A 24,953-nucleotide genomic window follows, 5' to 3' on the forward strand; every position below is an offset into this window, starting at 1 on the left:
TGTATTTGCGGATCTTTTCGCCGCATAGCGGACGCACTGCTGATCCCTCATACAAACCTGTCTCGAAGACTCACGCGTGCGTTTTCGGGGTCGAGCCTCTCAACCGTTTCGCATAGGTTTTCGCCAGCAACGCGCCCACCACGATCTGGATCTGGTTGTAGACCATGATGGGCAGCACGATCATGCCGAGTGCCGGGTTCCCGGCAAAAAGCACGTTCGCCATGGGCAGACCCGAGGCCAGACTTTTCTTCGAGCCGCAAAATACCGCGGCGGTTTCGTCCGCGAGGTCGAAGCCGAGTCGTCGCGAAAGCACCATCGCGATGCCGATCATGGCCGCGAGCAAGACCGCGCAAAGGCCGATTGCGAGTGCAATAGCCGTGACCGGCAAGTCCCGCCAGAGACCGCTGGCCACCGACTTCGAAAACGCGGCGTAGACAATCAGCAGGATTACCGCCTGATCATACCGAGCAGACAGCGTGTGATGCCGGTCCATGAAGCCGGCCACCCACGGCCTGATCGCCTGGCCCGCGGCGAAAGGCATGAGCAATTGCAAGACGATATCCCGCAAGGCATCGCCCACGGCGAACGCGTCACCGCCGGCCGTCTGGGCGAGAAGCATCAGCAGAAAAGGGGTCATCATCATGCCGAAGACATTCGAGGCCGCTGCACTGCAGACCGCCGCAGGCACATTGCCGCCGGCCATGGCCGTGAACGCGATCGACGAAGAAACAGCAGACGGCAAGGCACCAAGGTACAGAAAGCCGAGGGCCAGTTCGGGCGGTATCCAGACCGGCGCCAGCGCCGATGCGGGCAGCACAACGATCGGAAAGCAGACAAAGGTGATCGCAAAGATCAGCAGGTGCAGCCGCCAGTGTGCGGCGCCGGCGCGCACCGACGCGCGCGACAGCGCGGCACCGTGGATAAAGAACAACAGCGCGACTGCGACCTTCCCGGCGAACCCAATCATGGCCGCGGCGTTGCCGTGCGCAGGCATGAGCGCAGCGAGCACAATCGCGCCCAGCAAAAGCATCGTGAACCCGTCGATATAGCGACGCATCGCCTAACCCTCGGAGGTCAGCGCCGCGAGCGACGGCGCCAACAGCTGTCGAGCTGCGGACTCGGCGGCTTCGATGTCACCAGCGCTGATCGCATGCAGCAGCACTTCGTGATCGGCCTGTGTCGGCTCGGGCAGATCGAGGTCGATCTCCGTGCGTTCGATCGTGTTGCGGATCGCGCGGGCAAAGTAGGCGTAGAGATCGGCCAGCGCGCTGTTGTGTGCGCTGGCCACCACGGCATGATGAAATCGCTCGTCGTGATCGATGCGCTCACACAAGTCCATGCCGGCATCGCGTCGCGCATCTAGCGAACGGCGCATTTCCTGCAAGTCGGAATCATCTCGTCGCGCGGCCGCCAGTCTTGCGGCCTCTACCTCCAGGGTCAGCCGTACTTCGATCCGATCCCGCAACGCCGCTCGATCGATCCGGCGCAACGTCTCGCCCGGATCGTATTGAGCACGCACGTAGGTGCCATCGCCCTGCCTGACACGGAGCAAACCGACATGCGCCAGCACTCGCACGGCCTCTCGGACCGTATTCCGGCTCACCCCCAACTGCTCGGACAAAACCGACTCCGTTGGAATGCGTTCGTCGACGCGCCACTGCTTCGTCTCGATCGCCTGCCTGATGCTGGCGATCACGGTTTCGACCAACGACCCACGCTGTACCGGTGCCAGACCCATAGCGATCTCCAATAAGCCTATGAGCCAATCATCCTACCTTTAGATCGAAAACGCAACGGACTTTGGTCGTGGTGAGGCTGTCGAAACGTGCCGAGTGACTATGCGGCCAAGAAAAACACCGAATAGGCTTAATTTTCCTGACGTTCGGGCGCGTGCGCCCATGGCCGATTGCGACCCACAGCGGACTACATTGATTCCTTGGCCGACCCGACGCTTGACACGATAGGCGGATCTGCGAGATATAGTTTGGCACCCCATGCCCGCTACCTGAATTCGGCGAATTGAGTAACGGCGGTCAGAGGCTTAAGAACGCTACCGAAAGCGCCCGGCTTGGTAGACACTACCGATCCTCTTATAGGGTGCGCCCTCTACCCACCAGCGCCTCAGCATCGACATCTTGAAGCGTGATTCGTGGTGTGTAAGTCGCCCGATCCCATCGACCCAGCCCAAAGCGGTGCAACCATGTGGATCAGCAGTGGCATTCGAGCCGCCGTGTCCCCACGCGGGCTTAGCCATCCTCGACGGCGCAATCGTAGTGATGCGACTTGAGTTCTCGGAACGTGGTCTGTTCCTCAATGTCGCTCAGTTGCGGCAAGCCCTTCTATAGTTCGTTCCTTCCATTGAAGCACTAGGCGCAGCCCATCGTGGCCGCAGATCAATAGCACTCCAGGCATGAGGAAGGGCTGTCTGCGTTGTGCGATCCAAGTCAATAGGTCTAAATCTTGATTGCTTGGATTGCTATTCGCGCCGGACGGATGAGTGTGCCATTCACCAAGGTAAGTGACATGACGCCTACTTACGCGCTCGGCCTCGCCGATTGAGTGTCGAACGCCTCGCACACCTCGGTCGAAATATGAGCGATCGGTCTTACTATCTGTTGGACTCAATAAGGCCACTGTAATGAAGAGTGTCCGGCGCGATAAATCATAACTGCCCAAAAGTATTCCGCCAGTTTCAACCGCGCCATCCGCTCGAGCCGTCTCTACAGCAGCCCTTACACTTGATGAAACTAAGACTTTCCAGTCGCCGAGATCGAACCGATCGAATGGATGTATATGTTGGCGCTCAACCGTTACTGCCCCGGTAGCGTTTAGTGACCAGATCTTGATACTCGTCTCTTCTGATTCGTGTGTCGCAACGATGTCTTCAGCAGCAAGACCGGCAAAAATTGCCATGCGCGCTTGTGGAATCGTAACGCTAAGATTCCGACAACTACCGAGTTGAACCTGGCCAGGCGTGGCCAAGTGATCTTGCAGATTTTCGTTCTCGACAAGCATCGCGTAGTAAGCGGCCTCGATCTCACCGCCTCGGCCCCGTCTACCAATTCCTTCATGCATTGCGACGAGTGCCGTCCCGCTCGGATTAACGAAGTAGGAACTGACGGGAGACTCGAAATCCGTACTGGCGGCAAGCCAACGCGCCGCACGAACTGACGCGCTGAAGTCGATGACTCGCTCTGCGGTCGACAGCGCCTCTAGCGCAGGCGGCGGCATATTTTCATAACCAACCGCTGCGTGAAAGCCGGTCGCGAGCTTGGTTTGAAACAGTTGACAGATCTCCTCGCCAACAACTTCTGCCTTCGAGTATCCGATCCAGCTACCCGACGCGGCATGCCGTGCGAGGTTGTGCGGCGCGATAAAGTCCTGATCGATCAATGAGCATGTCGATTGACCCATTCGCGCAAGGTTCATAACGGCTTGGGACCCGAGCGCACCAAGACCGATCGCTGCCAAAGTCGGAGTTGGCGCTTCGGCGTACCCGCTCGTGCGGCGCGCCAGACTCGGCGAGAATCCATCGACAACATCGAGAGGCAAGACCTGTTGCGATTTTTGCAACTCGAAATCGGGCTGCTTTTGAAGCAGACGTGCTATCTCACCGCCGCCTTGGGCCACGAGGCCAAGCGACTTGGCGACATCGAGTAGCGTCAGCTTAGAATTGAGGAAAGCTCTTGTCGTGGTCGCGCCAGCTCTCCGTCCGGCATCGGTCAACGGCGTTGTAATTAAAAGTAAAAGGCTTTGCTGTATCAGCGTTCTAGCCTCTGGATCGGTTAAATCGGCTGGTAATATTTTCTCGATTTCACTGGTTAGGTCGACTCCAAGTTCCCCGTATATCTCGATCAATTCGGACAAATTCGACGGCAGATCGATCATCGACCCATGCCTCGTCGACTTAGTGAGTATGTGGCTGCAGGCGTATTGAGGAATACCCGCATTCGGGGCGCAAGCCGAGGGACATAGAATAATCGGCGAATAAGGATGCTCAGTACGACGAAATGCGACGTATGAGCGGCTCGCTGCTCGATCGAAATCCGGCGGCAAGAACAGTGTCAAGAATGACGGCGCCAATGCCGGATCGAGTGGCTGATCCTCGCCATGGAGCTCGCCGTAAGCACTCTTTTTCATCCACCATCGCACACGCTCGACTAGCATGGCAGGGTTATACAAGTGAGCGATATCTTCTGCCGGCGCGTCGAAGAGACAAAGAGATCGCCGCAGCCCGCGAAGGTTCAAGTTCAGATGCGGCAGTTGCTGCGGAAAGTCCGAACGAATCGGAAAGACTGACGGCATGGTTCGATGGCCGCCCGTGACCATTGCAACCGGTTCCCATTCACGCACATCGTTTAGGCATTCAGCTTGGCCAAGCTCGATGTAGACTTGGACGACGACAGCTTCTGCTGGGTCATCGGCACTTCGATAGCAACTGACTAAAGAACAGCCTTCATAGCTTTCCAATGACGCCAATTCGACGAGCGCCCGCAAGCCGTCGTCCGACAGATCATCGGACGCAATTTCGCGAAAACTAGCGCCGGTTAGTCCAGATAGATCAGTAGCCATGTCCGGCTCGCGGTGCGACTTCGTCGCCCGCTATGCCTGAGGCCGGAACGCCAAGCGCCTTTTTCGAAGCCCCCTTCGAACCGATTTCTATTTCGATCGGCTTAGGCTCGCTGTTATTAGGGTGCTCCATCGTAACCAGCATATGCTCTCGCTTAACGACATCCTCTCGGTAGTAGTTGGCTGCCTGACGATGCGGGGGTTGATCATCGTCTGCTTCAGACCCTTCGGACGGAATCGGCCAGCTGGACGAGACTACGTAGCCATTCTTCTCGCCTTGGTCTTCGCAAAGCCAGCGGATTTGCTCGGTCGGCTCCGTCTTCCGAGTCCCTTTGTTCGGACCGATCGATAAGTAAGAACAATGGTGTGGTAGCTTGTATATATTCCAGTGCAAACGATTATCGTTTTCGTGGTGTTTCGTAATATCCACGATCTCGGCCAAGACTTCGTGCTTTACATCGGCAGCAAAAAGCACGTCGGTGTCATAGGAGCCTTCTCGGAATCGCATCTGGAATACAAGCGAATCACCATTGCGATCTTCGATCCCATTCTCGTCGCTACGCGTCGCGTGCGGCGAATGTGCGAAGGCTTCAACCGCATCCTGCGCGATCGTAAGACCAGGCACCCGCTTACCGGCATCGACGATACAGTCCTGACGATCTTCAACTGACAAACCGTTTTCCTCGAGCCAATCTCTCAGTCGCGCTGGCCTCGAGAAAACAACGATCCCTTCACCCTTTCTTAGACGGTGCCGAGCTTCTTGGCGAATTGCCCGAGCATCCCCGGCCACGCCCTCTTCGGTTATAGCAGCTGCAGGAACCCAGAGCGTGCGAATTTTCTTCCGTCCTTCACCCTGATACTTCTTAGCGTGATCCAGCCAAAAGTATTCGGAAGAACGCTTGCAATGGTCCGTGTCGAGATGACTGAAGGCTACAATACGGTACTCCTCGACACCGGCTTCTTCGAAATCCTCTGACAAAAGCGAAGTCAGGTCGCAACGTTTATCGCTGTCGTCGCCTGTATCGGCCATATCCGCGAAATCGACGAGCATACGCTCTCCGCTTTGCAGCTCAATCAGACAAGTGTCTGCGCTCCCAACCGGGAAAAAAGTTAGCTTAGTCATACACTATCATTTTTATTTTCGGTCTTAATGCATGTTTTTGGGCATTGTTAGCCAATATTCAAGACGAATTCCTTGGCTGGCCCCTATTTTCTACAAGTTCCGGATTGTGCTGACGCAAAACAGCTAGCGTCACTTGCTCGCCGCGCTTCGAAAGCCGATCGATCCACACATCTGACATCGCATTGAAATTCGTAGGGTAGGCGTCAACTTCTTCGCGTTTCACCAGATCGGAAGGAGCATTTTCGAGTCGTTCGTCAGCTTGGCCGAGATACGGCAGAACGATGGCGGACAGCCTGCCGGCATCGCGTAAGTCGTAGAGGCGATTTAATGCCGCATTTTGAGCACGGTCGAACGTCGTATAAAAGCTTGAGATGATTCGGCCCCAGAACGTGACAGTCGGCGCCCCAAGCCGTAATCCGTAACCTGCGCGGCAGGCGATAATTATGTCGGGCTTCGGAATTGAAACACTGATTGCAGGATGGCGATCTGGCCATAGCGGTGCGAGGCCCAGATTGTCGTAAATTCCGCCGTCAGTCAGAGTCACTCGTTCAGTTCGCGAGCTGCCATCACGACTATTGAATATGTAAGCGTCATCCAACGCCGGCAGCAGAAGCGGATAGGCAGCCGATGCAACCACTGCACGCGCAATTCGGATTCGGTCAGGATTGACTTTGCCATAACGCCAGCAACCACTCTGTTCTGGGCTGAAATAGAACGCCGTACCCGTTCGCAGTTCAGTTGCGACGGCAACGAATTTCGGCTTTCGGTCAGAAATGTCTTTTAGTTCCTGGCCATGAAAGAGAAAACGGTCGAAGGTCTCTTCTAAGATCGTTGTTCGGCTCGCTGTTCGGCGCGGAACAGACCGTGGCATACGCTGTTCCTTCGCTAAGCCGATCAATGTGAACAGCCGAAAGGAAATCCAACTTAACGGCGCCATCGAGAGCCGGAGCAGGCTTCGTACCGCGAGTTCAAGCCGGCATAGCACAGCTTTGAGACCTTCACGTGACGTCAGCGCAATGCGAATAGAAGGCTTGACGAATCCGCGACGCAGAGTTCGTCTTACCTCATTCTCGAAACTCTCGAAGGAGCCGTCGTGTGTGACGTAGATCGCTCCGATGACAGAACCGCCCGAAACGCAAGATAAAACATCCAGGTCCGTTAGCAGACCACACTTATTCAACGCCCGTAGGCAGCCTAGATGGAAGGCCATCGCACGCGCGCCCCCGCCGGAGAGACTCACAGCGATGATTGGTTTCGATTCGGCGTTAGACGCGGTCAAAAGAACTCCCCCCTAGAATCAGTCGTTGTTGCCAACCGTCTCTCGGATTGCTAGCCGAGCAATCTCCTATCCCAGAACATTGGTACTACTGATACAAATCAGGCTTTTGGGTTTTGGGCAAACTATCGAGGTTCAGACCCTAAGGGATCCCAACACAATCTTGCTAAATATGAAGCAGCAAGGTTTCTTAGTTGGACTTACCCCTATCCGTAAACAGTCACTTGAGTGAGATCGACCATCCGCATCGTGACACGCGCAGCCATCAAGGACTCTTGCGAGACCCCACCGCCGGCCTGACCCAGCCAGTCGATATACTCGAGAAGCGCTGGACAGGTGGATTGTGCGCGAGCATGCAGCCCATGGAATTGACGCATCTGGCGCAGCATCAGATCACGAGAAGGTGTGATCTCCGATCGACCGAGGGCGGCCAGGTCGGGCAACCAGGCGTGGTCAGCCTGCATCGAAATCAGATCAGAAAGACCCGCCGGATCGAAGTCGGGGGCATGGCGCAGTTTCACCTGAAACTCTGGCCGCATACGCGTCGCCCAGACCTGCCCATAAGGAAACGCTGGCGCACTGCGCAGCACCAGAAGCCCGCGGCCAGACCGGGCCCCACCCAATTCAGCGTCATCTAGCGTTAAGGCAAGAAAGGGCTCGTAGTTCTCGACGAGGAGCAGCCAATCAGCGTCAAGCTCGCATGGCACCTCATTTCGCAGGACATGGAAACGACCGCCACCGCGACTGACGCCCTCCCCGTTCAGACGCGCTGTGCCGTCGCCGGCCGCCGCCACGGCCACCAGGCCCGAACTACGCGCGACTGGGCTCGCGCCGATCTTCTCGCGAACCAGGTGTCTTGCCGTCTGCGTGCGGGTGCCACCCGGCACCATCTCGATCGCCCCGGAGGCGTCATGAGTCTGCCCATCCAGCCAGCGGCGTATGATCCGAATGTCTGTGTCGTCGAAGGTCACCGCTCGACCGGCAATGCTGCCGACTTTTGCGTTAGACACCAGCGCACGCGTACCGCCGCTATAGGGCACGCGTTGAGGCACACCGGCCTCGTGATCGCCAAGGATCTGTCGGGCGGCGTCGATCGCCTGGTGCAGGCGTGTCATGCCGTGGCCCGCGCGCGCAGGGCCTGAAGCGCCGCGGTACGCATCTGCACGACAACATCGCTCACTCGCGGGGTATGCAGCCCCTGTGCCCCATCCTGATCGTTTGCGCGCACCAGATCCATGGTGAAGCGCTCGAAAAAATCCTGATCACTGATGACGCGATTGTTCAACGCCATGTTCACGATCTCGTTCAGCCAGCCGCGCGCCGTGGGCAGATCAAGGCCGATCTGCTTGTCGGAGGAATCGCTGGCCACGCGCCGACGCCAGTACGTCATCGCAGACAGCCCCTCAGCATGGCCATCCAGCGCCAGGCGCGCGACCTGCTTGATGTAATCGTCCGCCCAGGCTTTCGAATTCCATCGTTTGGCGCGAGCAGCCAGTTGTTTTCGCTTCGCGGACGCCATGTCCGCAGCGGTGTCGCGCCGGGCCCCCGAGGCCGGTCGGCTGACCCGGCGCCCGAGCGATCTGGAGGCCTTGAAGCGCTTGACCACATCGCGCGCTATCTCGGCGGTCTGCTCGCGAACCACCGGGTCATTGAGATCCGGGAAGCCGGCGATCGGGATCGCGGGAAAACGATACGCCGGCGCCAGCTCATCCGCGGCGGCCTCGGCCAGCGGGAAGTGCAGAGGCTGGGGTTGGCGCTGGAGCCAGCGAAGAAAAATGACGCTGCGGCGAGTCAGCTCCTGGCGCTGGCGCAACTGAGAAATGTACTGGTTCAGCTCCCCGATCAGGTTCGTCATGGACACGGCGTGGCGCTGGAACCGGACATTCATCCGGTTCGACATCCGGTAAAGGAACCACACCTTGCGGTACTCCTCGCCGCCGAGACGCCCCGTGAAGTCGCGCGCGGCGTCATGCAGCTCGTGGATTCGCGCCACGTAGGACCGGAATCGCTTGATATGCGTTTCGGCACGCTCGTCGAAGCCGTATTCGACCTTGATCTCGTACTGGACACGCTCGATCTTCTCGGCAAACCAGTGCTCAGCATCCTCGAGCGCCTCCTCGGCCAGATCCCGGTACTCGGCAGCCTCATTATCGCGCCCCGCCGCGTCGTAGTCGTACCAACGCTCCAGGCTGGCATCGACGCTGCTAAACACCTCGTCAATATTGATGGACAGCCGTTCCAGGCGTGCGCGCTGGGAGTTCAGGCGACAGAACGCCTGGGTCGCCGTGGTCAGCCGAACGATCCGCCCGCCACGCTGAACCTCGGTGCGAACGATTCGCGCGCGCTTGAGGCGCTCGATTCGCGACATCATCTCCGTTTCTGAAGAGGCGACGAACAGCTCACGATTCTCGAAGATCCGTTCCACGAGATCCGCGTTGTCGTGGAGCAGCTTGATCTGGCGTTTCAGGCCCTTGTCAGAGTCACGAGTTTTCATGACGGCTTACTCGAGCAGGCTGGCCTGGGTGGCCCCAGGCGCCCCGGCGCCGTCGGCCGCCGGGGCCTCGTCACCGAGGCTGACGCCCTCGATGCTCATCACGAAATCGCGGAATGCGTCGAACAGCGCCAATTCGCCGGCAACGATATAGTGCTGGTTGTTGCCCGAACTCTCGACGAGATAACCCTCCGCGAGCAGCTCCTCGACCGCGCGCCGAAGCACCTTCTCTGGATTCGGGTTCTGGAAATTGGCCACACGGCTGACCGTGACAATCAGCCGCTCCGTCAGCTCGGCACTGCTCATGATGGCGTCATTCACGCGAGAGAATTCGAACCGGTCGCCGGGTGCCAGTGCCTCGCCACCCCGGTGCGCCTCGCGCAGGATGTCGAAGAACTCGGCGATGAATGGTGCTTGCTTCGTGTACTCCGCAAAGCGCGCTCTGACCGCATCAGAGGCGCGGGCGTCGAGGCGCTCATAGACTGCGTAGAACACGCCATCTGTTTCCGCCAGCCGGCGGCCCAAGGACTGAAGTAACGCTTCGGCGGCAACGCGATCATCACTGCGCCGGTCGATAGCCTCCTCTTCCTGCTCGGAGGTCTCATCAACCCGATCCACCCGGTCGCCCTGGGCCAGCAGCCGATAGAGGCCCGGACGGGAATGGCGACAGATCGCCTGCCCCGCCAGCAGTGTTTCAACCAGCTCTGGATATTGTCCGGACACTTCGGTTTGGGTGCTCATGCCTGATCCTCCACAGCCTGGGTATGTTCGGCTAGCGCAGCCATTACCGGGTCATCCTCGGACCGCGGGGCGTCGAGCTCGACGAGCAGGGCTTGTTCAAGCCTGCTGCCTTCGCGATCGACAGACTCGATCACATAGCGGCGGCTGAATGCCGTATCCAGGGCCGCGCCGACATCGGGCGATGTGCTGACCAGAAATATCTTCAACTGCTTCAGTGCGTCGGCAAGACCGCGCGTGTTGCGCTCATCGAGCTTGAGCAGCTCATCAAGCATCCAGGGCACTGCGATGGGCAGTTCACGACGGGACCCCTCGAGGAAACCGACCAGCACCGTCGCAGTGACGATCGCACGCTGGCCTTCGGAGAAGGCGTCCTTGAACGAGGCGCCGCGCAGGCAAACGATATCGGGCTGGTCCGGCTCGACCTTGACCCGGAATTCCAGGTGCAGTGCTTCGATGAGGCTGGCGGACGTCAGTCGCGGCCGCGACCGCAGGTTCTGCAGGAAACGCTCAGCGGAGCGGGCGAGCGAGTCTTGCGGCATCAGGCGCTGATCCGCGTTGACCTGTCGATCCTCCTGGAATTGCAGGTACGCATCGTGGACCGCCTTGGTCGCCTGAAACCCTTCAAGCTCTGTGAAATCGAACTCCGCGGAGACTCTGATGGACTGGAAACTGTCGAGATGCGCGATCACGCGCTGGCAGTTGCGGGACAGCATCGTGCTCTGTCGCGCGACCTGCTGTCGCAGGCTTTCCATCTGATTGACGTATTGCTCGATCGCCAATCCGAAGGTGGGCTCGCGCAGAGTCGATTCGTGGTCTTCCCCCAGCGACCCGAGCGGGAAAGCGCCTGTTGCGCTCACGTCCTCTTCCGGGCGTTCGCCGAAGAACCGGGCGGCAAAGCGACTGGCCGCCACCAAGTCACCGGCGTCATTACCCGAAACCAGCCGCGCCAAGCTCGACTGCAGTGCCGCCTCGCGCACCAAACGGCTCGACGAGGCGGCAAATTCACGCGAAATATTGCGCATTGCCACCTGCGTGGCCACCAGATGCGAGCGTCCCGATCGGCGACACTCCTCGTTGTTTTCGATCAGCGCCGGTACCGACTGTTCGACCAATGCCGACACGGTGGCCTCGTCGAACGCTTCATTCGTAGGCATCTGAGGCGCAATCGACAGATGCTGCAAAAGCATCTCGTGGAACTTGGACGCACTGACCGCGCGGTCTCGTGCTGCGCTGAGCAGCGTACCGATGTCGGACATCTCGGCTAGATGCTTACGCTTGGTGCCCGACCACGCGCGCTCAATCGCATCGACGGTTTGGCTCGCCTCAGCGAACTCGGTTTGTTTCAGGTGATACTCAGCATCGTAACGGCGGCGGAACACCTGGTATTCATCGACCAGATCTTGCGCATCGCGTGCTGAATCGAGGTTCAGTCGTGCGATCCGAAGGTTGGACTCGGCTTTGCTGACCTGGCGAGAATCGACGCCCTTTTCTTCAAGCCGCGCCTGACGCAGGCCCTCCAGGTCATCGAGATCCTTCTGGTATTGCGCCCTGAGGCCACGCAGATCCGACCGGCACCGGTCCTTGATTTCCGACTCCCGCGATTGGAGTTCACCGCGCTCCGCGCGCTGCCGCTCGCCCAACGCCGAGAGCGATTGATTGCCCTCGGCCCTGCCCCGATCTAACGCCTGTTCGCCATGTGCCGCCCGATCTCGGGCGGCCTCGAGCTCAGCGTCGAATGCAGCCTTGCGACGCTCTTTGGAATCGATGATCTGATCGCCGATTTCACCCAGGGCGGTCTTGAGGCTGGCATACCGACCCTCGACCCGGCGGTACGCGGCAAGCGCTTTTCGCTCCGCCGTCTCAGCAGACTTGATCCGCTGCTTGTCGTCGGCGACCGCCTTTTCGTATCGGGAAGCCTCGCTCGCCCAGTGCCCGACGGCCCGAGCCAGCTCAGCGAGATGCACCTTATCGGCCGACTCAACATCAACAGGACTCAACCGGCTGGTGTCGATCTGCACACCGAACAGGCCATGCTCGCCCGATTCCGAAAGGCGGGGAGACAGGTTGGTCTCATAGAGCAGGCCGCGGCCATTACTCAGCGTTGCAGCGATTGTGGACTGCCAGTCCGGCACATTCTCACGGACGAAGGCGAGCAGCGTGCCGGCGCGCTCCATCGCCTTGGCGAGCTGTTCGTGTTCATCGGTGGCGACCTTGTGTTCTCGCCTGGCGTCGCTGAGTGCGCGAGCGTTGCGGTCGGCGGCCATGCGCACGTCGCTAAGATGCTTCTCGGCGTCGGCATGCGCCTGGCGGAGCGCAGCAACCTCTTTCTCTGCATCGTCACGTTCCGCTGCGAGACGATCTCGACGCCCCAGCAAGGCCGGGTCCGCATCCACCGCGCTTATTTGGCCCTGGATTTTCGATAGCGCGCTTTGTGCATCGACATGCGCCTTACCCAGGGCCTGCTGCTGTTCGGACAGTCGGGTATTGAGCGCGCCCCGCTCCTGTTCATGACGCTCGTCAACAGCCTGACGCTGTTGTTCAGCCTCAACGAGGGCAGCCCGTTCTGTTTCACGAACACGATCCTCGGCCGACTGGAGACGCGCAGCGGCATCGTTCTTCGACTCATCGAATTCGACGTCGATATCACGCGAAGCGCGCTTGATCAGAGCGGCCTGATTCTGAGCGCTTTCGAGAGCAGCCTTGCGAACCTCCAGCTCGCCCGCCTCTTCAAGTGCCGCTGCCACCCCTCGCTTGCGGAAGTCGCTTTCCTGGGACTCAAGCGCCTCGACGGCGTTTTTGAGATCACGTGCTGATTGGCGCGCCGCGCTGATCTCATCTTCGTATGCCCTTCGGGCCTCGGCATGCGTTTGATTCAACGCGTTGCCCTGGAGCTCGAGCTGACGCTGGTGATCAGCGGCGCCCTCCTTCTCCTCGAGCGCTTTCTCCGCCCGACGTTCCATGGCCTCACGCAGGTTGACCTCGGAAACCGACAGGCGTGCGAGTTCATTGCCGGCCGTGATCGCTTGTGTGGCGTGCTTACGCAGCCCCCTGGCTTCTCGCATCCCGCGATAATCATCGACCCAGGCCAGAACCTTCTCCGGATCCAGGTCCGTTCCGGACAGGGAGTCGTCATCAATATCGGACATGCGCTGCGCCTGCTTGAGTAATAGCAGCTGCAGCAAACGCTCATCGACCTTGCTGTCGAGCGTCGCGGTCAACAGGTGGTGAACGTCGGTCATTGAGCGACCCGAGGACCCACCATCTAGACCGACCAGGATGTTGAACCGAGCCAGCTCAGGCGAAGAGCCGCGCCGTCGCGCACCACCCCACACAATATCGACGTAGGCGCGAATGGTGCGGGCATCATGAACCTCATGGCCTGCCGCTCGGGCCCGCCGCACCAGGTCGTCCTTGTTCAGAAAATGGTTGTCCGAATCCAGGAATAGTTCTGGCGCAAACGCGCCGCTGATCAAGATTGGACGCAAGGTGTCGCGTCGACCATCGGTGATGAACACCGCCATATTCAGCCCTTGGGCTGTGGCGTACTCGAACACCAGATAGCTGCCATCGCCGGGCAGATAGAACCCCGAAAAGGATGTGTGATGCGAGCCGCTGTTGTTCCGCACCAGATGCCCAGGCTCGGCGCCGAAGAAAAGCGGGAGGATGCGGATCAACGATGTCTTTCCGGATGCATTTCGCCCGGTGACGCTGACATGGCCGTCGATCTTGAGCTCAGCACGGCAACGACGAATGTAGGAGTCGAGCAGGATGAGCCGCCGGAGCCCGAGGTGGTTGTTTTGTTGCGCCCCCGGTACCGAGACGCTCGCCTGCGAGTCGTCGGCAGCGCCCTGGCCTGAGCTCCCGAACCCGAAATCAACCGGCAGCGAATATGCGTCTCCGACAACACGCCCCCGAGACGAATCGAGGTCAGCATCTTCGGTAGCGGATGCTGGGGCCGATGTGTTCTCGGCTTCGGACCCTCCGCGCCCGTGATCGTCGTCGCTCAAGGCGTTATTCTTCTGGTCTGACATTGGCCGTCTCGGCAGCGAGCAATCCAGAGTATGGTCGCATGGTCAGTGTCCCGAGTAATCGTTGTACCGACATTGATCGTTTCACCCTCCACACCTATTACGGCATCGTGGTGAACTTCGACCTATGAGAAAATTCTGAATAGATAAACACATCCCCGTCCCGATCCGAGGAGAGTCCATCACTATCGAACGTCCGAGTGCGGCGATACGAACTAGGGTGTGATACGGGGATTCCAGGCTCGACCACAGTGTCGCGCCCAGAAACAGAAGGTCCTTGGCGGTGATCTCATCGTTTTCGAGGAGCAACACGTTCGGATACGAGGCGGCGGTTTCACGTGCAGCGTATACCAGCGTGGCGTAGTCTTACCCGTAGAACTCGTGGTTGCCGAGTACATAAAGCACGGGCGCTCGAAGGTATGCGCCGCCCAGTCGATACCCCGCGTTTCCACATGAATGTCGTCCGCCACTACGGCCACATCACAGTCGACATCGTCACGGATACCGACGCGCTCGGGCATGTCATAGAACTCCGAATGCAGACCGGAGCGCACGCGTAGCCTCATCGCTGGCGCCAGTCAGTCGTCACTGTGAGGCAGTCCTCGGCGATCGACCAGACCTGACCCTCGCTGGCCAGTTCTGCGATAGATAGCGTGCCGTCCTTGGCTGCACCGGTATCGAGCCAGCGGGTGTTGGCGGCTCGCGTCGGGCGAGGAAGCGGCGTGTGGCCAAACCAGACGATATCGATATTGGCGACACCGACTACGTCCGATGTGGCGTTGCCGATCGCCATCAGCCGGGCATAGCGTTCGCGCGACCACAGCACGTGTTCGAGTGATTGCACGAAATCAGGGTCCGGGTCTGTCGGCTGGATGCGGTCACGTGTTACGCCCCAGTCGTCGGCGATGACATCGCCGTGGATCAAACCGTGCGTTATACCCTCGGCATCTTCCACTTCCAGCATGATCGGCAGCCGCGAAATGTCGAAATATGCCGCCTCCTGGTCCGGAATCGGCATCTGGAAGAACCAGCTGCCCGCATTGGAGAGCCATTGCTGAGCCGCGGCCATATCCACCGGCGCCTGTTCCACCGTATGCGCGCCCCGCAGCAGCATCCATTCGTGGTTGCCACGGATGGCGTGGAACCAGGGCTGAAGGAGGAATTCGGAAACCCTTTCGCTTTCAGGCCCATGGTCGATGAGGTCGCCGAGCGAGAACAGGCGGTCGGTCTGTTCATCGAATTCGATGTGAGTCAGCAATGCTTCGAGCAGGTAGAAGCAGCCGTGTATGTCGCCAACGATGAAGTCGCGGCCGGTAGCGTTCGGCCCGAGCGATGTGATCAGAGCTCTCATTATTTACGATGCCTTGCTTAGCCGCGGGTACGGGATAATTGTCGATGATGGACCATGATATGGGTCAAGAAACGACCCACCCTTGACGAAGGCGCGTTTAACTGACGGCTATGCTTGTCTTGTAATGAACAAGGTAACTTCGATCTCCCCGCTCGGCCGATAAGGGGCTGATACGATCAAACCGGAAAGGGAAAACTGGCAAGGCAGATACGTGTGCCGTCTTCCCTGACTTGTCACTTATGGCTCGCGTATAGCAGTTCCGAGTGCGAAATCCGAAAGCCTTATTCGTCGGACCTCAGCGACTGCGACGCCTCGGGTCAGTTTTCGAGGCGCTCTGCCCAACCTCTGCCACACTTTGGAGCGTTGAGCTCGTTCGGTTATCGAGCGTCCGGTGTAGGCAACAATGCGAGCAACCTCGGTGCCAACCACCCCGAACGGGGCAACTGCCGCGTTACCCATTCCCTACGCTCTAACTCAGATAAGAGCTCGGCATCGTGTTCCAAGATGCCAACGACATCGACCAGTGCCGAGTCAAACGGGTCTGTCCTATCGCTGAAACTATCGAAACCGAGTATGAGCGCACGTTTAAGGCTTCGACCAGAGCGGGCCGTCAGCATCTCCTTCGCTTTTTCAGGGAACACGTTCCAAACGAAAGGCACGATGATGCCGTATTTACCATCGGCCTCGATCCATGGCACGAGCGCGTCGATCAAACCAGCGTGTACGGCGGGCGCGATGTGGAACCACCACCTATTCAGCTCCTTGGGATGGCTTTGCCATTGCTCCAACAAGGCAAGCTGATAGTTCGTGGGCAGTGAGACGAAATTCCGACATATGAACGCATGCGCATCGGTCGAGATGGCGTCCCAAAACGCTGCCGCGTTCGATCGCTCGAAGAGCGTCTTTCGAAGCGCCGTGCCCCGCACCATCGCCAACCCTATGAACGAGCGCCGAGCCTGGGCATTCAACTCTTCATTTTTAGCCATACTAACGACGGCTTCCGTAAACGATACGAGCACGGATGTCAGATCACCCGAGACCTGGCCCATCCGATGCTCCACCATCTCGCTAGCCCACTCGTGATTCAAGACAAACGCCCACCAGTCGTCTGGCACTCTCGCTTCCTCGGTCACACAACGCACCAGCGCATCGGGAATCAATACGCCAGGCGCATCGACCTCCAATGGAGCCAATACATCAACCACTTGCTGTGCCTGTCGGACAAGTAATCGGTCCGAGGACGCCAACTCGGGAAGACTGCGGTCGGCGTCGAAAGAGGTCACTGCGAACGTCCAATCAGGCGCATCGATCTTCCGAAACCAACCAGGGAAATAGGCAGACCATTCCTCGGGTATCTCCGTAACTTGAGACGTAGTCAGGCCCCATGCCCAACACACCGCCTGCCAAGCAGATCGGTCAGTATTGATCGATGTCCAGGCCTGCGGCGGCATATACACATCGTCGCCGTTCAATCGCTCAATAACCCGAGCGCCGAGGTTTTCAAGCACCTCCGCATCCGGCGGTGTGTCCGACATGGCGCGGAAACCGACCGCGCAAAATAAGGCCTCAGCCGCTCCGATGCTCGCGGCATCACCCGACTCCGCCGTCAACAAGCGCCGACACACATCGTTCAACTCGCCGGCAGTCAGCAGTGCGAGTGCATCATCGACGACGGGGCGTCGGGTTGCATCGAAATACAGGTGGCCCCACGCCGTGTGTGGTTGTTGAATGATCTGCTGTACAAGTTCGTCCCGCGCGACCAGATGAGCGAGGAACCTCGGACGCAACTGCCACTCTGCCAAGTGATTCTGGTGCAAAAATTCTGTATCGCTTAGATCGGGACGCGGCGACTCACTCAATCGATGTTTTATCTGCTCAGCGAACATACGGCGCTTGTCGCCGTCCGCCTCCTGCGCGATCGCTTCGATGAGATCATCCGATTCGCCCGGGTGACGACTCGCGCTTGAAATTCCTCGCCAGGATCTTGCATCGATCGAGCGCCCCCACGGCACGTAGGCCGCCATGAGCCATTCGACGACGATCGCTTTGAAATCGGCGCGCCCGTCCGGCCTCGAATCACCGATCAATTCGAGAAGCCGCCCGCCTGCGATACGCTCACTCATTCTCGGCAGATTGCGGCTGCCGAATCGGTGCGCGAAACGACAGATCGCGATCAGATCGGCGGGCGTATCAATCAGGTTTTGGTCCCCCGATTCAGCCAGCCAGCGCTCGATGTGTTGCGGATCAAACCCTGGGCCCTGCTCTCCGAGTCGTCGATCAATCCACTGAAGCAGGCGCGAGCGCCAGTCAGCGTGCAACTGCCAACGGTATTGCTTGAGCGTCCCCTCGTCGACGAAGGGCCCGTACTGGGTCAGGCGCAATCTCGCGCGTTCATCGGTCGAGGCCGTTTGATAGGTCCAGCTGTATACGCTCTTCGATTCCCGGTCTTCCCGTTCCTGGAATTCGAAGGGCGCACATACGAGTACGGCGCACTCCGGATGTTTGTGTGCCAGTGCCAAAGCGTCGCGCTCGCCCGCGGAATCGCTAACGTATAGGCACACGGCTTGCGCCTGCGCGAGCGGTTCGCGCGCGGAAGCTACAGTTGAAGCGGTTCGGCACGCGTACGGCGAGTGCCGTTTGAGACGCTCCCAGAAAAGGGTACGCCCGGTTCCCGACGGGATATGCAGCCACGTAACGCCCGGCGCCAGCGCGCCAGTGCGTAATCCGCTCACAGGTGATCCGAACCAGCTTCGAATCTCTGTGTCGGGGTCGTCGCCAGCAGAGGTTGTCCAATACCCAATGTCGCACGGCGACTCCCGCGTAAGATCGAGCGGCCTGAGCTCTGGGAAATCGTCGAACGAATAGATCGCGCGGCCGCGGTCAGCCGCATGGAGCCCCAGGTCTTTCGATGAACACTCGAGAAAAGCAGTGAGCTTTTCGACAAAAGCATCACGCTTTAGCCACCAGTCAGTTCGACCACGGTCGAGTTCGCCGAGCTTTACCCCCAACGAGCGTGGCTTGGGCCAATTCTGATCTGGAAACCGCTCGCATAGCTGCGCGCCTAGTTCATCGAACGACGCCACGTTGTGGTTCGCCATTGCCTGTCTGACTAATCCCATAGCACCTCCCGGTTGCGCGTCGAACTATATCGTCGAAACGCCGACAATGCATTGATTAATGCACCGGTGCATTGCATTGCATATTAATTGCATTGTTGTAGCGCGCATTCCAGAGTGCGATTGCGATCACGCACTACCAAAAAGGAACCACGCTATGGAAATTCAATTCTTAGGCCCGCTCGGCAAAGTCACGGGGTCCTGCGCCTGGATGCGCGACACTGCCAGGAACTGGAGCTTTCTTGTCGATTGCGGCATTCAGCAAAGCGAGGCCACCGCGAAAAGCTGGAACGCCGGAGACCATTGGCCCTTCGAACCGAGGGATCTCAAGTTCGTCCTACTCACACATGCGCATGTCGACCACTGCGGCCTGATACCCGAGCTCTATAAACGCGGCTTCTCGGGCACGGTCTATTGCACAAAGGAAACGGAAGAACTCGCGACGCTGTTGCTCAAGGACGCGGCGAGTTTCCCTGACACGCCGTACACGCTCGAAGATGTCGGCAGCGTACGGTGGCATACCCCGAACGGCGATACGCGGTTTGGTGACTATCACCCGGTCGACGATGATCTGTTCATCCGCTTCTTTCCCAGTGGCCACATCATCGGCTCGACCAGCATCACCGTGCTGTGGGGCCCACCGGGCGGCGATCAACGCAGCATCGTGTTCTCCGGTGACATCGGGCCCGGCTCGAAAGATCACGAAGTCCTTCCACTCCTTTGCTCTAGCCAGCATCCGGCACCAGCGAATTTCGCTGTGCTCGAATCCACTTATGGCGACAAGAACAGATGCGTTGAACAACGATCGCCCGAGGCCCGTCGCAACCGGCTACGCGCCCTGCTCGATCGCGTACTCGAATCAAACGGGACCGCCGCGATCACTGCCTTCGCCGTCGGGCGCACCCAGGACATCATGTTCGACCTGCATCACATCGTCGCGAACGCCCCAGACCAGTACGGTGCGATCGATTTCGTGCTGGATTCACCCAGCGCTCTCGCGGTGAATGACATAACCCTGCGTGCGCTGCGCAAGACGCAGACTGTCCAACATACGGGCAAGACGTTCTCGACGTGGCTCGGAAAACAGCTCTTTCGAGAGCTCGACCTCGATCACAAGAACGCCGGAGATGTTCGGTCAGCTCTGGCGATATGCGAGATGGTTCTCGGAGCCGACCGAGTTGCCGCCACAAGAATCCTATCGGGTAACCCGGTCGCTCGCGCCTGGCGCCCCCTCTTCCGAGTAGCCGAAGACCGAAACGAAGAGATTCGCCAAACCGGCAACCGGCCCAGAGTCGTCTTGATGACCTCCGGCATGGGCGATGGCGGGCCGGCCGCACACTGGCTGCCATCGCTTGCACGCCACCCGCGCAACCTGATCGCGCCTAGTGGTTACTGCGCCCCTTCGTCAGCTTGCGGGAAATTTCTCGGGGTGATGAATAGTTCTCCTGGCGATCGTGCACTCCGTCACGATGAGGTCCGTTGGACTCAACCAAACGGTGACCACATCGCAAGCTTACCCGTTGCCGAAATCAAGGCGGAAGTCCGCCTTCTTGACGGGTACTCGGCGCACGGCGACCAGTCCGACCTGGTGAACTGGCTATTCCATACGTTCAAGGAAGAGACCGACCAAGTGATGGCGCCGACCGTGTTTCTTCAACATGGCGAAGACCGGCAGCGTCGCGCTTTGGAAGACGCGCTCCTACAACGCGCAGACGATTGGGGTCTTGATGTCGATATCTTGAAACCCCATGAGCCTGACGCCTGGCATGACCTCGAACACGCCGCAAACACGACAGTTGGTCGCGAAGAACATGATCGGATTCGGCGACAAATCCGGGCGTTGCAAAATCAGCTATCCACGATGTAGCGCCACGAAAGCTAGAGCCACCGACAGACGTTTACATCCCGGAGCCGCTCCGGTATGTCGACTGCGCCCTGAAGACGCGCCGCAAAGTGCCAATCGAAGCTTTGCGGGGCGTCTCCTACAGACTCGGTCGATCTTCGCTGTCTCAGCGAGCCAGAAGCTTCTGCAGCGCACCGCGGCCGCGGCTACTATCCCGGCCGACGTCGCTGGTGCCAAGTAGAAAAGGACTCCGGTTCGTGTTCAGCAGCTTGCCAATTCGAAATGCGTGCGCCGCGATATAGCACGCCCGTGAATCGCGCGTCAGCGCCGAATTGTGTTCTTGCATCGGCTCATACGCATAGTATTTAATCTCATGTTCCTACTGGCTAATTCGGCACCAGTAATCCCTTTCGAGCCGGATACGCCGCCCGTTTAACCTTCGCTTTTACAATAAGATTGGGCATGGCTCATGGATCTGTTTACGCAAGCCGAGGACAAGATCTCAATGCTAGAACCGACGGGTCCTGAGGGCGTGGATTGTAGCCCCGGCGGAGGATCTGGCATAAGCAGCTGGACGCCCTAGTACAGTGCGAATTGCGTCGCGACTTGATAGCGCCGTTCGTCATTCCTCTGCAGCCCGGCCGCGGCAACTGAACCCGCCCAGTTTCGATTCAACGCCTGCTGTTCCCGGGAACGCGATTGACCGGTCGGACCGGCACCACCAACGCTGTACACCAACACTGAGGCATGGTGCGACGACTTATCGGCCGCAGGTTCGCTGGCCGAAGAAACGACATTGCATGAGTTGATTACGTACTCGGCATGCGACAGTGAAACTCTCAAAGTTTCGTATGGAAATATCGTGACGGGCCACTGCAGAACCGGCGCCTATTACGTCCACGAGATCGTCCAATACGCGTCACTTTATCTTGCCGAGTTTCAGCATCTCATCAACCGACGCTGTAACTCGCCCTCCATTGGTGCCTCGGTCAGCGAGCCGCTGCCATCACAAAGCCATGCGCCGCGCCGAGAGTACAGGTAGCCAAGCTGCAACTAATAAAAACGTACTGGGAGAAACCCGGACCATGGTCGATGCTTCAAGTCTTCAATATTCACTTTGGCTCGAGAAATTTATGCAGCGACGCTTCATGCGGCAACCGGACCAGCGGCCGCTATACGCTTATCAATGTAACCGTGATGAGTACTTCGAGCTTTTGAATTTGCTGAAAAGGCAGGGTGCGAACGCAAGCTACGACGAAAACCGCGCCGCTTGTGCCGCATTCGTGTTGTTCTGCGCGGAATGGTACCGACGTGACTATCAGCAGAATTTTGGTTGGAGCTGGGATCAAATCTGGCAGCGGCTGGGCTACGAATTATTGCCAAATGCACGCGCCACAGTTGTCAGCAAAGGCTTGGAGGGCTACTGGAAGCGGCCCTTGCACCGTTACGACAGTGGCACACGGAATTTCCTAGGCTCCCTGTTCAGCGAAGGCGGCCTACCGTTTCAAGTTCTGCGTCAAGGAGATAACCGCTTCCAGACGTTGTTCGAGCGCACGCTCGCGCAATATGACGAAGCCCGGTTGCTGGGCTATGACACCTTTAAACACGTCGAACAGCAGCTCGAGCGTATCAATCTGCCGGCGGTCTTCTCGGAAGCCGTTTCCGTGCAGTTAATAGCCGAGATGACTGACCAGCTAGTGGCCCTGGTCAGGGAGTACAGGCTAACGGATACCAACGACCCGGTAGGCCATCTGGACACCAATAACCCTAGGTGGCGCGAACAGTTCCCACTGCCGCTGGATGACACGACCGGCAACAGGCTACTGAACCACCTGCTTAACCGAGCGACCAGCGAGACCAAAAAACGCAAACGAGACGATTCAGCACTTTGGCAGCATCTTTGGCGGCCCAGCCAGCCGGAACACCTTTGGTTTAAGGTCAATCTGCCGAAACAAATTAGTTTCCGACTCGAAACACAGCCGTCGACTACCCGTTTCGAGCTGGCTATTGTCGAAGGCGAGCAGTCGATCAAGGCGATAGGCCCCGGATATGCGGCGCTCGATGACTTGGTAGCCAGAATCCAGCTCCGCAATCCCAAAGTGATCGGCCCGCGCCAGTCCAGTCATCTGCCCCTTGGTCTAGTAGCCATGGCGGGCGGGATAGTCATTGCCAGCAGTCAGCTTACGGGCAGTGATGTTGCACTGGGGGAAGTGCCTCTAGGCTTTGAAAGAGAAGGCGACGATTGGCAGCTCTGTGGCCAAGCTTCGCTAGACACCGCAAGCGAAGAGCTCCTGCTGGCCCTACCTGCGGGCAGCGTTATCGAGGATCTCGAAGTGGTCGAGGGCCAGCCGGAAATTATCCCAATGCCGGAGATGCTGGGGCTCGTGGCTGTAAGGATCTGCGGCAAGGCCGAGCTGAAGCTCAACGCAGATGAGTCCTACCGGATTCGCACGGGCCACGGCTCAAGTGGCGATCCGGGACTGGCGCTGGCCGGGGAATCCGTCGGTTGGGCTACCCAGCCAGCGCTGTCCTTCATAGGCCTACCGAAACCAAGCTGGAAGAACTCCGATCCGCGTGCGCAATACGATACCCGGCTGCTCATAGGCGGTCACGAACCTGGAAGTGTCGGTGCAGAGGATATGTTGGGCGTTCGCTATGTCACCGTTCGCAACCGACAGGGCGATTCGCTACTGCGACGCAAGGCGGGAATCCTGCCGACCGGTTTTCGTCTACAACTGCGCCCCGGGGATACCGCCGGACAAGGCAGTGTTTTGGTGTTTTCATCCCGGCGCGTTCTGCTCGATATCCAAACCGATACGGTCACCACCCGGCAGATAAGGCATGACGACCATACCGAGTTGCGGCTAACAGCAAACAGTCTCCCACCGGTGGAACTGCGGCTGACTGTAACCCCTAGCCTTCTAGCAGACCCCATAGAAATTACCTTGCCTTTTCCGGGGACCGGCTGCCTCGGTTTCGATAAAAAAGGCGATAAGCTGCAATCGGTTCTATCGTTTGACGACCTACTGGGTAGCCGCCTTCTTTTGTTCGCAAAACCGCAGGCCGCCACCTGGTTTGTCCTTGAGTTGACCCTAAGCGGCTCGCTAGCAAGACACGTTTATTGCCGCTGGTCCTACCAGGTCATCAACAAGCCGGTCGAAATCAGCCTATACAACTTGCGCGAGCAAATTATTGATCTCATGTCGCTCAGCGGTGATATCGACCAGACGGTGGAATTACGGATATCCTCGCCCGGCGTCGGAGACAAAATCTATCGCATACGTCAGCACTCGGCAGAGCTGGTACTAGACCGTAATCGCGGGCTGCTAGCCACTTCCGGGCTCAATAAAATTAACGACGCATTCCCCGAGCCGGCTCTGATGCTATTGCATGACCCCCATCAGCGTGCACGGTTGCTGGTTTCACGGACCAGCCAAGGTACCGATGTCGGTACTTACGAATTGCCGGCCACTTTAGACAGGGACGGCCCGTGGCTGGTCGTGCCATCGACGTCGGATTCTTTGTCCTTCCGGCCAATTTTTCTGCCAGGCAACTGGCAGGCACCCGCCACGACCCGACCCTCCAGCAGTTTACAAAGCGCAGTACTAAATTTTGATCCGACGGCCTCGGCATCTTCGAGTCCTTTCATTCCTGTACTGAACGCCATGGCCGAAAACCCGTTGCACAGTGGCTGGCAGTTCCTGCGAGCACTGTACGATCAGTATGGCTACCTGCCACTCGCCACTTTCGAGGTTTGGAAGGCGCTGGTACACCACCCGCAGGCTTTGGCTATGTCGTTGTTCAAGTTCGAGATGGACCCCAAGTTTCTTGGCAGGATCGAAACAGAGTTCCCGATCCTCTGGGAGCTTTTTCCGATCGCTCACATACAACAAGCGCTTCGGGCCTTTAGCGTTTTTCTCGCCGAAAATGGCGTTAGACCCGAGGCTATCGACGAAATTTCAAACCGCTATCTGGAGCAACTCGGTGCAACACTTCCCAGCTATGGCGGAAATGTGCAGGCCTACCTGGGTGGCGACTTATCCAGTTCGCACATGAATGTTCCGTACGAGGCATTCAAAGCCGTCTTGCATAGCTGGCATCAGGAGTTGATCAGGGTCCACAGTGAGGATCAGTGGCCAGAATTTTATGGCAGCGAGCTCAAACAGTGGCAGCGGAGCCAACAGGAAGCCGTTATTGATTTCGATACCACCATGAGCTTTCGCAACGCGGTGGTCTATATGCCCATGTTCGCTGCGGCAGTGGCCAGCGGTGATGCCGAACTTGGCGATATCTTTAGTGAAGACAGAAAATCCGTTTTCTTCCTCCGCCAGGTTCGGGATTTCGACTCGAACTGGTTTACATCGGTTTACCAATACTGCCTGCTAAAGCGGCTCGCACGTTATTAAACAAAAAAA

13 protein-coding genes are annotated in these 24,953 nt (G+C 58.5%); 2 read left to right on the forward strand and 11 right to left on the reverse strand.

Annotation, left to right across the window (positions count from 1 at the left end; genetic code table 11):
• Window positions 1–70: 70 nt before the first annotated feature.
• The 11 genes from CMN27_RS09370 to CMN27_RS09420 form a co-directional block, all read right to left on the reverse strand.
• Window positions 71–1,057 carry a bile acid:sodium symporter family protein gene (locus CMN27_RS09370; protein ID WP_293625841.1) on the reverse strand — a complete coding sequence of 329 codons (987 nt, stop codon included), beginning with the start codon at window positions 1,055–1,057 and terminating at the stop codon, window positions 71–73.
• A gap of 3 nt (window positions 1,058–1,060) precedes the next feature.
• Window positions 1,061–1,738 (reverse strand): FCD domain-containing protein, encoded by a 678-nt coding sequence (locus tag CMN27_RS09375; protein ID WP_293625843.1) that lies wholly within the window; start codon window positions 1,736–1,738, stop codon window positions 1,061–1,063.
• A gap of 572 nt (window positions 1,739–2,310) precedes the next feature.
• Entirely contained in the window at window positions 2,311–4,572 is a 2,262-nt protein-coding gene (locus CMN27_RS09380; RefSeq protein ID WP_293625845.1) for a ThiF family adenylyltransferase, read from the reverse strand.
• Window positions 4,562–5,620, reverse strand: a complete 1,059-nt coding sequence (locus tag CMN27_RS09385) for a hypothetical protein (RefSeq protein WP_293625846.1) — start codon at window positions 5,618–5,620, stop codon at window positions 4,562–4,564. The genes CMN27_RS09380 and CMN27_RS09385 overlap by 11 nt, the downstream gene beginning before the upstream one ends.
• A gap of 130 nt (window positions 5,621–5,750) precedes the next feature.
• Window positions 5,751–6,971, reverse strand: coding sequence for a patatin-like phospholipase family protein (locus CMN27_RS09390; protein ID WP_293625848.1), 1,221 nt, complete (start codon window positions 6,969–6,971; stop codon window positions 5,751–5,753).
• Between the two features lie 203 nt (window positions 6,972–7,174).
• Entirely contained in the window at window positions 7,175–8,083 is a 909-nt protein-coding gene (locus CMN27_RS09395) for a hypothetical protein (protein ID WP_293625850.1), read from the reverse strand.
• Window positions 8,080–9,462 (reverse strand): hypothetical protein, encoded by a 1,383-nt coding sequence (locus CMN27_RS09400; protein WP_293625852.1) that lies wholly within the window; start codon window positions 9,460–9,462, stop codon window positions 8,080–8,082. Before CMN27_RS09400 ends, CMN27_RS09395 begins: the two co-directional genes overlap by 4 nt.
• Before the next feature lie 6 nt (window positions 9,463–9,468).
• A complete protein-coding gene (locus CMN27_RS09405) occupies window positions 9,469–10,200 on the reverse strand; it encodes a hypothetical protein (protein WP_293625854.1) in 732 nt (243 codons plus the stop codon).
• Window positions 10,197–14,207, reverse strand: coding sequence for an ATP-binding protein (locus CMN27_RS09410; RefSeq protein WP_293625856.1), 4,011 nt, complete (start codon window positions 14,205–14,207; stop codon window positions 10,197–10,199). Before CMN27_RS09410 ends, CMN27_RS09405 begins: the two co-directional genes overlap by 4 nt.
• 583 nt (window positions 14,208–14,790) lie before the next feature.
• Window positions 14,791–15,579, reverse strand: a complete 789-nt coding sequence (locus CMN27_RS09415) for a metallophosphoesterase (RefSeq protein WP_293625858.1) — start codon at window positions 15,577–15,579, stop codon at window positions 14,791–14,793.
• Window positions 15,580–15,956: 377 nt separating this feature from the next.
• Entirely contained in the window at window positions 15,957–18,698 is a 2,742-nt protein-coding gene (locus CMN27_RS09420) for a hypothetical protein (RefSeq protein ID WP_293625860.1), read from the reverse strand.
• Between the two features lie 154 nt (window positions 18,699–18,852).
• Between CMN27_RS09420 and CMN27_RS09425 the strand changes: the two genes are divergently transcribed.
• Together CMN27_RS09425 and CMN27_RS09430 are read left to right on the forward strand one after the other, a co-directional pair.
• Window positions 18,853–20,562 carry an MBL fold metallo-hydrolase gene (locus CMN27_RS09425; protein WP_293625862.1) on the forward strand — a complete coding sequence of 570 codons (1,710 nt, stop codon included), beginning with the start codon at window positions 18,853–18,855 and terminating at the stop codon, window positions 20,560–20,562.
• 992 nt (window positions 20,563–21,554) lie between these two features.
• Entirely contained in the window at window positions 21,555–24,944 is a 3,390-nt protein-coding gene (locus tag CMN27_RS09430; protein ID WP_293625864.1) for an STY4851/ECs_5259 family protein, read from the forward strand.
• The last annotated feature ends 9 nt before the right edge of the window (window positions 24,945–24,953 follow it).

This window comes from Salinisphaera sp. (assembly GCF_002729955.1).
GTDB lineage: Bacteria > Pseudomonadota > Gammaproteobacteria > Nevskiales > Salinisphaeraceae > Salinisphaera.

Coding starts and splice junctions, on each gene's coding strand:
- CMN27_RS09370 (WP_293625841.1), bottom strand. CDS start 1,057: ATGCGTCGCTATATCGACGGGTTCACGATGCTTTTGCTGGGCGCGATT.
- CMN27_RS09375 (WP_293625843.1), bottom strand. CDS start 1,738: ATGGGTCTGGCACCGGTACAGCGTGGGTCGTTGGTCGAAACCGTGATC.
- CMN27_RS09380 (WP_293625845.1), bottom strand. CDS start 4,572: ATGGCTACTGATCTATCTGGACTAACCGGCGCTAGTTTTCGCGAAATT.
- CMN27_RS09385 (WP_293625846.1), bottom strand. CDS start 5,620: ATGCTCGTCGATTTCGCGGATATGGCCGATACAGGCGACGACAGCGAT.
- CMN27_RS09395 (WP_293625850.1), bottom strand. CDS start 8,083: ATGACACGCCTGCACCAGGCGATCGACGCCGCCCGACAGATCCTTGGC.
- CMN27_RS09400 (WP_293625852.1), bottom strand. CDS start 9,462: ATGAAAACTCGTGACTCTGACAAGGGCCTGAAACGCCAGATCAAGCTG.
- CMN27_RS09405 (WP_293625854.1), bottom strand. CDS start 10,200: ATGAGCACCCAAACCGAAGTGTCCGGACAATATCCAGAGCTGGTTGAA.
- CMN27_RS09415 (WP_293625858.1), bottom strand. CDS start 15,579: ATGAGAGCTCTGATCACATCGCTCGGGCCGAACGCTACCGGCCGCGAC.
- CMN27_RS09420 (WP_293625860.1), bottom strand. CDS start 18,698: ATGGGATTAGTCAGACAGGCAATGGCGAACCACAACGTGGCGTCGTTC.
- CMN27_RS09425 (WP_293625862.1), top strand. CDS start 18,853: ATGGAAATTCAATTCTTAGGCCCGCTCGGCAAAGTCACGGGGTCCTGC.
- CMN27_RS09430 (WP_293625864.1), top strand. CDS start 21,555: ATGCGCCGCGCCGAGAGTACAGGTAGCCAAGCTGCAACTAATAAAAAC.